The organism is Pseudoalteromonas sp. B62 (assembly GCF_037162565.1).
Lineage (GTDB): Bacteria > Pseudomonadota > Gammaproteobacteria > Enterobacterales > Alteromonadaceae > Pseudoalteromonas > Pseudoalteromonas fuliginea.
This window is the reverse complement of record NZ_JARLVB010000002.1, coordinates 34967-47284: the sequence shown is the minus strand read 5'-3', so window position 1 is coordinate 47284 and position 12318 is coordinate 34967. Positions and strand designations below refer to the sequence as shown.

The 12318-nt window shown below is 38.4% G+C and carries 7 protein-coding genes and 2 pseudogenes; 5 read left to right on the top strand and 4 right to left on the bottom strand.

Annotated elements, in window-relative coordinates:
* Positions 1-170: 170 nt before the first annotated feature.
* Both dinB and P4S71_RS04490 read left to right on the top strand, forming a co-directional pair.
* On the top strand, positions 171-1223 hold the full coding sequence (gene dinB / locus P4S71_RS04495) for a DNA polymerase IV (RefSeq protein WP_033016120.1): 1053 nt from the start codon (positions 171-173) through the stop codon (positions 1221-1223).
* Positions 1224-1353: 130 nt separating this feature from the next.
* Positions 1354-2889, top strand: a complete 1536-nt coding sequence (locus P4S71_RS04490; RefSeq protein ID WP_337150196.1) for a M17 family metallopeptidase — start codon at positions 1354-1356, stop codon at positions 2887-2889.
* A 362-nt stretch (positions 2890-3251) separates the two neighbouring features.
* Here the strand turns inward: P4S71_RS04490 and P4S71_RS04485 are convergent, their stop codons facing one another.
* Both P4S71_RS04485 and P4S71_RS04480 read right to left on the bottom strand, forming a co-directional pair.
* Complete coding sequence (locus P4S71_RS04485; RefSeq protein ID WP_008137536.1) at positions 3252-4886, bottom strand: methyl-accepting chemotaxis protein; 1635 nt, start codon at positions 4884-4886, stop codon at positions 3252-3254.
* Between the two features lie 145 nt (positions 4887-5031).
* A pseudogene (locus tag P4S71_RS04480) lies at positions 5032-7214 on the bottom strand (DPP IV N-terminal domain-containing protein).
* A 152-nt stretch (positions 7215-7366) separates the two neighbouring features.
* Between P4S71_RS04480 and P4S71_RS04475 the strand changes: the two are divergent.
* Positions 7367-7771, top strand: a complete 405-nt coding sequence (locus P4S71_RS04475; protein ID WP_337150195.1) for an HIT family protein — start codon at positions 7367-7369, stop codon at positions 7769-7771.
* A 41-nt stretch (positions 7772-7812) separates the two neighbouring features.
* On the opposite strand, the gene P4S71_RS04470 is transcribed toward P4S71_RS04475, so the two are convergent.
* Entirely contained in the window at positions 7813-9513 is a 1701-nt protein-coding gene (locus P4S71_RS04470; RefSeq protein ID WP_337150194.1) for a dipeptidyl-peptidase 3 family protein, read from the bottom strand.
* Between the two features lie 300 nt (positions 9514-9813).
* Here P4S71_RS04470 and P4S71_RS04465 point away from each other — a divergent pair, with 300 nt between their 5' ends.
* Complete coding sequence (locus tag P4S71_RS04465) at positions 9814-10653, top strand: HDOD domain-containing protein (protein WP_337150193.1); 840 nt, start codon at positions 9814-9816, stop codon at positions 10651-10653.
* Positions 10654-11088: 435 nt separating this feature from the next.
* On the opposite strand, the pseudogene P4S71_RS04460 reads toward P4S71_RS04465, so the two are convergent.
* Positions 11089-11744 (bottom strand): annotated as a pseudogene (locus tag P4S71_RS04460) (Crp/Fnr family transcriptional regulator).
* Positions 11745-12031: 287 nt separating this feature from the next.
* Here P4S71_RS04460 and P4S71_RS04455 point away from each other — a divergent pair.
* On the top strand, positions 12032-12268 hold the full coding sequence (locus tag P4S71_RS04455; protein WP_007377025.1) for a YgjV family protein: 237 nt from the start codon (positions 12032-12034) through the stop codon (positions 12266-12268).
* Positions 12269-12318: the final 50 nt, after the last annotated feature.

Sequence of the window (12318 nt, the reverse complement as noted above, 5' to 3'; positions counted from 1 at the left end):
TATCAATATGACGATATGACCTCAAGGTAATTAGTGCGCTGTTTTTATGTATGACGAGTTTACTAAACTTGAACCCACCATAATAAATCGATTAATAAGAGTTTAGGAGCTTGCTTATTAATAATGATTAAACAATAATGGCTGTATAAATAAACAGTGTTGTAATGGTGATGAAAAAGTTTATTCATATAGATATGGACTGCTTTTATGCGGCAGTTGAGATGCGCGATAATCCTAAGCTGGCCAATGTGCCGCTTGCTATTGGTGGCAATAGTCGTAGAGGTGTACTTTCTACAGCCAACTACATTGCCAGAGAGTATGGCGTGCGCTCAGCTATGTCTAATTATCATGCAAAACAATTATGCCCTGATTTAGTTATTGTACCTGGGCGCATGGCTGTTTATAAAGAAGCTTCAAATCAAATACGTGAAGTATTTAATCGTTACACCAACTTAATTGAACCACTCTCTCTTGACGAAGCATACCTTGATGTAACTGATAGTAGCGTTTGTAAAGGCAGTGCTACGCTTATTGCGCAGCAAATAAGAGCTGATATTTATAATGCTACAGGGCTTACTGCATCCGCTGGTATTGCTCCTATTAAATTTATTGCCAAAATAGCGAGTGATGAAAACAAGCCTAACGGTCAGTTTGTTGTATTACCTGATGAGGTGGATGATTTTTTAGCACAGTTACCTCTGGGTAAAATTCCGGGTGTCGGTAAAGTAACGCTCGAAAAACTCAATTTAAAAGGATTATATACAGGTAAAGATGTACGCGAAAAAGGCGTAAATTGGATGCAACAGCATGTAGGTAATTTTGGCGTATCGCTTTACCAAAAATGTGCAGGTGAGTATGTCGGTAAGGTATCTACTAATCGTATTAGAAAGTCGCTAAGTGTTGAGCATACCTATGAGTATAACAAAACCAGCTTACAAGAATGCCTAGAACAGTTGCCTACGTTGTTAGATGAGTTAAAGGTGCGCTTGGAAAAACAACAATTACAAAATCGGATTAATAAACTGAGCGTTAAGGTTAAATTTGCGAATTTTATAGTAACCTCTGCGGATCAGGCTTATCACCAATTAAATACTGAGGTTTTTACACAACTACTTACTAAAGCTTTCCAGCGAGGTGTGCAGCAACCGGTCAGGCTTTTAGGTATTGGGGTGGGTATTAAAAATCAACCAGATCAAAACTTCCAACTTAGTATTCTCGATTAAGCTGTAAAGCCTGTAATTGCAAGTTGCCACTAAAAAGTGGATTAAACTAAACACTTATCGCAGCTTGCTGGTCTTCAATATTCAAATCGACGATAATAGGGGCTTATGTTTTTTAACAGGACCTTTATTTATGGCATATCCAAAAGCCGTATTGGCTCAGCCAGTAAGTGCTAGCCTTGAATCCACATCACATGATGCATTAATCATTATTAGTGATGACTTTTCTCAATTACCAAATAATTCGCTACGTGATGCTGTTTTAGCACAATCAAAAGTAGATTCTCGCATTGGTAAGCAAGTTATTTTATTAGTGATTGAAAATAAGCGTGTAGTACTTGCGCCAACCGGCCCACTAAACAGAGATTATGATGATGTGCGCCGTTATTTTGATGCAGCTAAACTTGCAATCAACGAAGCGAAAGCATCGGGTAGTATCAACCCTGCATTATTTTTACCAAATTTAAATGGCGATAGCCGTTACCAACATGCGCTGGAAGTTGCTTATTTAGGTGCTTGCCAAGCATTATGGCAGCCATTAGAAGCGCGTGAGTTTCATGGTGAAGGTATTGAACCGATAACAAGTATTGGTTTAGTGGGTGCTAGCGAGCAAACAATTAAAGCCGTTAATGCAATTGCTGCTGGTCAATATGCTGCGCGTGATTTATGCGGTACTGAACCTGAACGTATGGCTCCACCGCGCTTCGCAGATTACTGTGTTGATTTATTTAAAGGCTCAAACATTGCGGTTGATATAATCGATGATATTGCAGCTATTGATAAAAATTACCCAATGTTAAGCACTGTTGCTCGCGCATCGTATGCAGTTGAGCGCCATCACCCACGTGTTGTTAAGCTTGAATATGTACCAGAGGGTGAAATTACTCGTACCCTAATGTTTGTTGGTAAAGGCCTTGTATACGATACAGGTGGGGCCGATTTAAAAGTAGGCGGATATATGGCTGGCATGAGTCGTGACAAAGGCGGCGCAGCATCTGTTGCTGGCTTTATGAAAGCCGTTGCTGATTATCAACCTAAAGGCGTTAAAGTGGTATCGTACTTAGCCGTTGTTCGTAACTCTATTGGTTCGGATTGCTTTGTACCAGATGAAATTATTACTAGCCGTGAAGGTGTTCGTGTACGTATTGGTAATACCGATGCAGAAGGGCGTTTAGCAATGGGCGACCTGCTTAGCGAAATGAAAGATTTAGCTAAAACTGAGGTTAATCCAACGTTATTTACTGTAGCTACATTAACGGGTCATGCAGCTCGCGCAATGGGTCCATACGGTGCGTATGTTGAAAATGGTCCAGCTCGTAGTGCTGGTGTTTCACGTCAAATCGCTGACCTTGGAGATTTGTGGGCCGATGGCGCTGAAGTATCGCGTTCACGACGTGAAGACTACGACTTTATTAAACCACGTACGCTAGCTGACGATGTTTTATCTAGCAATAACGCAGCATCTGCCGTTACTGCGCGTGGGCATCAGTTCCCAATGGCATTTATGGCTATTGTTGGTGGGCTAGATAAGCACGGTAACGACTCTACACAGCCTTTACCTTACGTACATATGGATATTGCGGGTAGTGGCGTTGAAGGTGGTGATTGGCAGCACGGTAAGCCAACTGCGGCATCAGTAACTAGCTTGTTTGCTCGTTACTGTTTATAAAATTTAAGGCCTGTTGACCTTTGTGGATTAAAATTTGTTATACCCAATGGCGGTTTGATCACGACTCGAAATTTTTAACCTAGTGGGCTAGGTAGTTGCTCCTGCGTTACTTATATATGTAACGTAGGATGAGGCCAAAGGGTAGGGTACGTTTGTCATTTATGAAGAATAACCAGATACCATAAATAGGCACTGCTTTGCTTAATTACCAAACATACAGCTGAAAATTTAATCTGGAAAGATAAGCAGGTCTCAATATATAAATAAAAGCCCCAAATTATGAACCATAATTTGGGGCTTTTAATTTACACTATTTAAAATGTGATTCGAGGCTGATTTTTATTCTGAGTTCAATATTTAAACTATAGCTTAAAGCGATTAACAACATTGGATAACTCCGAGCTGCTTTGTTTTAGTTTATCACTAGCATCGGTAAGTTGTTTTGTATTGCTTAACGACTGTTCAGTTGAATGTGATAGGTCATTAATACGTAAATTAACTTCATCGGCTGCAGATGTTTGCTGTTCAGTAGCACGCGCTATTTGACTGTTCATTTCAGTTATTACTGATACAAGTCTTTCAATTTCGTTAAGTGACGTGTTGGCAGATGATGCTTGATCAACCGTTGATACGGAAAGTGTTTGGCTCGCTTTTACGGCTTCAACAGCTGCTTTAGTACCTTCTTGCAGCTTGGTGATCATTGATTGAATTTCATCAGTACTTTTACCCGTACGACTCGCTAGTGTGCGTACTTCGTCTGCAACAACGGCAAAGCCTCGGCCGTGTTCACCTGCTCGAGCGGCCTCAATGGCAGCGTTTAATGCAAGTAAGTTTGTCTGCTCCGAAATACTTCTAATAACATCGAGTACAGAACCTATATTATGGCTTTCGTTAGCTAGATCTTCCGTTACACGGCTCACTGTTTCTATATTGCTAGAAAGGGTTTCTATGGCAGTGATTGTTTTAGCTACAACATTTTTACCAGTAGATGCATTTTTAGCTGCATCATTAGCAGCCTGTTCTGCGGCTTCCGCATTACGGCTTACATCATGTATTTGGTGAGTCATTTGCTCCATTGCGGCGGCAACTTGAGTAGAGCTGTCGTTTTGTAATTCGATGAACGATTGACTTGTTTTACTTGATTCGTCAACAGTATGAACGTGCTCATTAACGTCTCGTACACTTTGTGAAACATTAGTAAGTGATTCACGCATTTTTGATATAAAGGAATTAAATGATTTAGAAAGCTCAGAAATCTCATCGTTGCCTTCTTCATTTAAAGTTCGCGTTAAATCGCCTTCGCCTTGAGAAATATCTTTCATCATATCGGCTGCAAGACGTGTTGGGATAAGAATACTTTTGCCAATAAAATAGCTAAGTAAAATAATGGCTAATATCATTACAACAGCATTGAGAATAATTAGGTTTCGTTGTTCTGAAAATGCGGTATCAATTGAATCAAGGTAAACACCAGAGCCAACAATCCATTGCCACTGATTAAATCCTTTAACAAATGCAATTTTTTCAACGGGTTTATCTTTACCTGGTTTTGGCCATTTATAAGGTATAAAACCCTCGCCATCTTTTTTCACTATATTTACCATATCAACAAATAGTGCTTTCCCGTCGGGATCTTTATTATTGATTAGGCTTTTGCCTTCAAGTGCTGGTTTTATGGGGTGCATTACCATTTCTGGTTGGTAGTTATTAATCCAAAAATAATTAGTTTCATCGTATCTAAGTGCACGAATAGTTTGTATCGCTTGGGATTGAGCTTGTTTTTGCGTAAGCGCTTTGTTTTGTTCAAGCTCATAAAAGTGATCGATTATGCTATACGCGGTTTCTACTACATTTTGTGTTTTAAGGTATTGTTCGTTCTTAAGGGCATTGTATTGATGAGTTAAGCTCGAAATACTCAATACAATTAAGCCAAAAATAACAATACCTACTAAAATGGCAAAACGCTGGAAAATACTAAAACGACGAAGATTAAGCATACATTTATCCTTTATGAGTTTGCACTATTAAGTGCTTAGAATAAGCGTAGCTAAAAAGTGTATTTAATCTAGGCTTAGCCGCTAATAAAACAAAAAAAGGCTGATTTTTCAATCAGCCTTTAGTCTACCTTTAATATTAACTCATCTATTTAACATCAAAATGACGATTAAAGAAGTTTGTTATGGTTTGATGTAAGTGTGTTTGCACTTGTTTCCCACGTAGGCTGTGTTTAGAGCCAGGGTAGGTCATCATTTCAAACTGTTTTTCGTTATCTTGCAGTTGTTTAAATAATTTAGTGGAATGCGTAAACAATACGTTGTCGTCAGCCATACCATGATAAATCATTAATGGGCCTTTTAAGCCATCTGCATATGGAAATACTGCGCTGTCTTCATAGCCTTTAGCATTTGTATCGGGGTGACCTAAATAACGCTCTGTGTAATGCGTATCGTATAGAGCCCAATCGGTTACTGGAGCACCTGATACGCCGGCTTGAAAGTAATCGCCCGCTTTAAACATAGTCATAAGTGCCATGTAGCCGCCGTAGCTATGGCCATAAACACCAATGCGTTGTGGGTCTACGTAATCAAGGGTACGTAAAAACTCTACGCCTTTAATTTGATCGGCAACCTCAACCACACCTAAGTTTTTATAAATAGCATCTTCAAACTTTTTACCACGGTTGTACGAACCACGGTTATCCAGTTGAAAAATGACATAACCTTGTTGCGCCATGTACTGAAAGTACAAGTTTTTACTGCGCCAGCTATTCGTAACTCGTTGAGCATGCGGGCCGCCGTATACGTTAACAATAACAGGGTGCTTTTTGCCATCAGTAATGTTGCTAGGCTTAAATAAACGGTAATGCATAACTTGGCCATCATCGGCTTTAATTGTGCCGTATTCTGGTTTTGTTAAGTCGCTTAAATAAGGAGTAAGGGGTGGCTACTATCTAGCTTATTTTCTTCAAGCCAGGTAATAAATTCGCCGTTTACTTTACGAAGCGCTGCTGAGTTTGGTTTATTATCAGACGAGCTATTATCGATAAAGGTTTTATTGTCTTTTGCTAGCACAACATTATGGTACTGACCTTTTTCGGTAATACGTTTGGCATCGCCTTTTTTAAATAAAGGCGCGCTGTATAAATGGCTTTCAAGCGGTGTATCTTTTCGACCAGCAAAGTACACAATGCCTTTTTTCTCATCAATGCCTTTTAAGCTATCAACAGCCCAATCACCAGAGGTAATTTGACGAACAAGTTGACCGTTTGTGCGATACAGATATAAGTGTTTAAAACCGTCGCGCTCAGATGCCCATACAAAATGTTTTTTGTCTTTTAAAAACGCAAGATCAAAATGTAGGTTAATCCACGTTTCGCTGTTTTCGGTTAATGCTACTTTTTGGACTTTAGTTTCGCTGTTATAAAAATGCAGCTCTAATTTATGTTGCGAGCGATTTTGCCATTGGTACGACAATGTATTGCCATCTTTTAGCCATTTAGCACGCGCGATATAAATGTCTTCATCTTTACCTAAATCAATCCAATCTACTTTTTGATCGTTTAGCTTAACCACACCGAGTTGAATTTTTACGTTATCGGTACCTGTAAACGGGTAGCGCTGGTTAAATAATTTAACTTCATCAGCGTAAATTTCGTTACGGATAGCTTCTTTTACTGGGGTTTCGTCAACGCGGGTATAGGCAATTTTAGTTTCATCACCTGACCACCAGTAACCTGTCATGCGGCTCATTTCTTCTTGAGCAACAAATTCGGCCATGCCGTTTTTAATTACGCCGCCGCCATCTTTACTAAGCTGAATTTCTTTACCTGATTCAAGCTCTAAAGCGAATAGGTTTTGCTCTCGAATAAACGATACGTAGTTACCTTTAGGTGAAAAGCGTGCATCGGTTTCAAATGTTTCAGTGTCGGTTAATTTTTTACTTTTAGCTGAGGCTAAATCGTAATAATAAAGGTCGCCATTGAGTGGGAACAAAAGTGCTTTACCGTCTTTAGACCATTTGTATTCAAGTATGCCTTTACCAAAAATACGTTGGCGTTCGCGGCGTGCTTTTTCTTCATCTGATAGGTTTTCTGGGCCTGAAAATAACTTTGCCGAATCAACTAGCACACGATTGGTGTTATCTTTTAGGTTGTATTCCCATAAATCGTAGCGGTTGTAGTCATCGCTTTTGCCTTGTAGGTAAGTTACACGGCTTCCGTCAGGCGAAAATTTAAGTTGCACAGGCGACTTACCCGACAAGCTTGGATCGTCAAAAATACGCTCCAGCGATAAAGGTTTTGCTTGAACAGCAAGGGTGCCAACCATTAATGGCAGGGCCAGTGAAAGATGTTTTATTTTTTTAGCACAAGGTTGCCTTCGCTTTTATAAATATTGCTTTGAATGGTAAAGCCAAGCGTGTGCAACTGCAACTAAATGCTATAAAGTGGCAATTATTAAAGACAAAGTAGGACATAACAATGACTAACCCTGAATTTAAATTAGCGCCAGAGCTTAAACGCGACTGTATAGAACTTGCCGATTGGCCGTTGTGTAAAGTACTTTTATTGAACGACAGCTTGTATCCGTGGTTTGTATTAGTGCCTAGGCAGGCTAACTTAAAAGAGATAATTGATTTATCTGAGGATGATCAAATTGTTTATTTAAAAGAGTCAGCCAAGCTAAGTAAATTATTAATGGATGTATTTAAACCTGATAAATTAAACATAGCTGCTTTAGGTAATATGGTGCCGCAATTGCATATTCATCATATTTCGCGTTTTACGAGTGATGCTGCATGGCCTGCGCCAATTTGGGGTAAGCACCCAGCAGTGCCTTATACAGATCTACAAATCACAGAGCTAAAAAAAGCGCTGCAGTTTTAAGCTGCAACGCTTTTTTAGGGTTTAACTAAGTTTAACTAAACTTATTTAAGCCCTAGTACTTCCCTACCTTGCTTAAATGTTACATCTACAGGGATATTAGCTTTACTTAGTTTTTCTAAGTCTTTAGCAAGTTCTTCTTTAATGTCGCCATGCGTTGCAATTAGTTGATCTACTTTTTCATAATCGCCATCACCTTGTAAGGTTAAAATTAAGCGAGAAAGCTTGGCCATTGCAATGCTCATTTTTTCCATATTAACGCGGTATAAGCCTGCTCCATTTTTAGAAAAAGCACCTTCTTGAGCAAAAAAGTTAAAGCGGATCATATTTGCTTTACCATGCGCGCTTGATGCTCCAAAACGAACTGAGCGGAATATACCTGCCATGAAGGTCGTGTAATAATCTTCAATAGTGCCTTCAGTAATTTCGCCTTTTTTAAGTAACTGTTCAATCATGTATAGACCTAAAATATCGGCTTTACCTTCTTCAAGTGCACTTGCGTGTTCTTGTAATGATTGACGAACAGTACCTTTACCTGTGATTGTATTTTTAATACCTAAACCGTGAGCCACTTCATGGAACATAGTGTTGGCAAAAAATGCATCAAAAGTAATGTGTTTACGCTGCTCTGGTACAATTAGCTGCTCTGAAATTGGCACTAAAATTTTATCAAATTTAGCACGCATCGCATTTTTAAGTTGTAGACGACGAGTTCCTTTTTCTAGCTGCACTTGTTCATCGTTTGGTAAGTTAATTGCGATTGTTTTACTGCCTGCATTTGAATGCCCAGCGTAGTAAACAACATCATATGCATTTAGGTCGGCGTCAGAGCCTGGTACTTCTTGTTTGTACTTAGCATCAACGGGTAAGTCTTTTTGAAGCTCAGGTAAAAATGCTGCAAATTTAGCTAGGCGTTCACTCCATTTTAAATCTTTAATAAGTACGTAAGATTCATAAGCAGCGCGGTAACCAAATAACTGATCTTCATAAGTTTCTATAGGACCAATAACCACATCAATAGGGTTATTTTTCATGTCCATCCATGCAAAGTCAGAGACTTGGAAGTCATCTTTTTGCAGAGCATCAGCGCGTAGGTTTAAGTAACTAGCAAATTCTTTGTCATCGGCGAGCTTACTGGCTTCGCGCAAAAGATCAGCTGCTTTTGCAAGTTCTGCAGCGTATTCTTTTGAGTAGGGTACGCTATAAAGCTTACCTTGCTCGTCACGCTTAATTACAGAATAAAGCCCTGTTTTGTCTTTTACGTCTGCATTATTTAATTCTTCTTTGGTTATGTCAGCAGGGTAAAACTGTGCACCAAGTGGCTTTTCTTTATAGCTGGATAAAAATGCTTTATCGCCATTTAAACGATCCCATGGGCCATAGTTTATATCGGCAAATTGACGTACTTTTTCATCGTTTAATTTTGCTAAAAAAGCATCTTTATTATCACCAAATGCTTGTTTCCAAAATAACTCATCCATTACTTTTGAAGCGTCAATAAGCTTTGCTACCATCGCTCGTTGGTTGTCGCTCAGGTGTGATAAATCACTTTGCAGACTAAAGTCGGTGTAAATATCTAAACGTTGTTTATCTGCATTAATAAGCTTAGGACCTGATTGTGCACTGCTTTTTTGAGCAAGCTCTACGGCTGTGTTGTCGGTAGAAGACGGCGCTTGTTCAGAACATGCACTAAGAAAAACGACACCAGAGAGCATAATTGCTTGGCTAATTTTATTTAAGATCATTATGTTGCCTGTTTGAAAAGTAAGTTTAATAATTTTTATGCACCAGCTAAGTAGCTAAATACATATAAACGTTTGCTTATAGTGACTGCATTAAAGCAAAACTAAATGGTAAATAGCAAGTGTTAGGCGTTGTAAGACAAGCCCTTGCGATAAAAGACATAGAATAAGGAATAAACTTCTATAATTTTCTTAACTTTAACGGTAAGTTAGACAATACTAATTGTACTATGAAAATTACAAAAATTAATTGTCGAAGTTTGCAGTTGCATTGCAATCGAAGAACAAAAGGATGAAAGATCTATGTCTACAGAAAATGCATTATTAACAATTTTAGTCGATAGAATAAATAACGATACACTCGTTTTACCTACATTACCTGAAGTTGCTGTAAAGGTTCGCCAAGCTGCTGATAACTCTGATGTCAATTTGATGCAAATGGCAGATGTGATATCACAAGACCCCGCGCTTTCTGCTCGTATGATAAAAGTAGCTAATAGTGCGATTATGGGGCGCTCTGTAAAAGTATCCAATTTACAACAAGCAGTGACACGTATTGGACTTCGTCAAATTAAAAATATTGCAACAGCAATGGCTATGGAGCAATTATTTGTATCTAATAACGAGATAATTAAAGGCTACATGGGCAAAGCTTGGCAAAAAACATTAACGGTTGCGAGTCATTCGATAACACTCATGGAGTTTTACTTAAAAAATAATAAACATACTTCATTAAATCGCGATTCAATCACTCTAGCTGCATTGGTTTATAACATTGGTGTGTTACCTATTTTAACTGAAGCTGAGCGTCATCCTGAAGTATTTGCTAACCCGAGCTTTTTAGCTCATGCAATTCAAAAGCTTAGTGGGAAAATTGGTTCTTCTATCATGTGTGCTTGGGAGTTTCCTGAAGAATTTTCTAATGTCGCTTTAAGTTGGGCTGATCCGAGTTATAAGTTAGAACAAATAAGTTATGTCGATTTCATTCGTATTGGCGCTATTTTAGAAGGAACACTCCAGGTTTCTGATAAGTCAGCTGCTTTACAAGTGTATATAGAAAAAGGGGTTATCCCTTCCATGGATCTGTTCTCGAGTGATGAATACAACGATATGCTTGACGATGTGAAAGACATGTTTAGCTAAAGTAAGTAATACCAGTCCGTTTAGATTATTTAAAGGTTTATACGGATTGGTATTAATGTTGACTATTAAAACACGATTTAATTGCAATGCTGTTTAAGGTATACAGTGGAGCAATTTTTTGAAATATTTAAATAACCTGAACTCTGGATAATAAATCCATCTCGAGCAGCAATTTTTAGTGCTAACTGCGTTGAATTTACTTGCAATAGGCCAGTTATCGACAGTATTTTCTTATCTCAAAATCGATCTCTTAATTAAGCGAATTGGGGGGTTATTTGCTGTACAAGCACGTACATTCTAACATTGTCAGATTAAAAATCTGATAATCGCGACTCATATCAAATTTTTAACTGAATGTTGTAAGGTCTTAAATAGCTTTTTTATGGATAACGTTTTACTAATTATTTAACCAGCCAAGCCAATTAATCAAAAACCTTAAAGCTGAGCAAAGCTGTCTACGTATTCACTTAGTTTGGGTATATCAACCGCTTGCAAACCATCGTTACTTCTAAGCACTAAGCCTTTTTCTACAAGTTCTGTAACAACCCGTCTGTAAGCTCTCTCAGTTGTTGCAAAACGTTCGGCTTCTGCATTTACCGTAGGGTAAGCTCTAAGCAGTGTAGGGTTGTTGTTTTCGGCTCTTAGTAAACAATCTTTAGCTATGTTGTAGCTTAGCGGTAGTAATAGCTTATCTAGATTGATTTTTTGATTTTCTTGAAATTTAGCCGCTATAGTCTGCGCTGTGTATAAACTCAGTTCTGGTTTTTCAAGCAGCAGTGCGCGCCAATGCCTTAATTCAATAAGGTTATAGGTTACATCACTAAAACACGTGACCGTATAAATACACGGATTATTATTTAGCGCTTCTATTTCACCAATAAGGGTGTTGTTACAATCCAATTGTCCTAACAGCAGGCGTCGTCCATTTCCTACATCGTAACTAAACGACACAGTGCCACTGCGTACAAGCACAAGCTTGCTTAAAGGCTGATCTTGATGGATCAGAACTTCTTTTTTGATTGTTGATAGCTACTACCGGCAAAGGTTAAAAGCTGATCAACAAGGTAACTAGAAAAATGGTATTGAAACATCAATGTGCTCTTCGGACATTTGTCCTATTTATTACATCTTAATGACGATAGCATTAAGACACTAAGAATTTACGCTAACTTGCTACTAATACTATTAGCTTTGCTAAGAGTATTATCTTACCTTCATTTCCCGTGTAATGATTTAAGAAGTTGCTGGTATTTTCCGGCAAACTTTTTCAGGTTTTTTAAGCAAGTTAGCTTTTTTATTTTGTTGTTACTTTGCAATACTTATAAATGTCATAAGCTAGCAGTAGTGTAATGCTAACCTAAAGGCTGGGAGAGAACAATTGAGTTGGGAATATTTAGGTTATATTGCGTCAGCTTTATTGGTTGCATCGTTAACAATGACTGATGTAGTAAAACTACGCTGGTACAACATGTTTGGTTGTATTGTATTTACTGCATATGGTGTTGCCATTGGTGCAGTACCTGTGATTTTTACCAACGGCTTATTGTCGCTCGTAAATTTATATCACATTATAAAAATATATCGTCAGCCAAAAGTTGAAGCGCCTAAAAGCTAAAATACTACGCTGTAACTATAAAGGGTTAACTTGCGTTAACCCTTTATAGG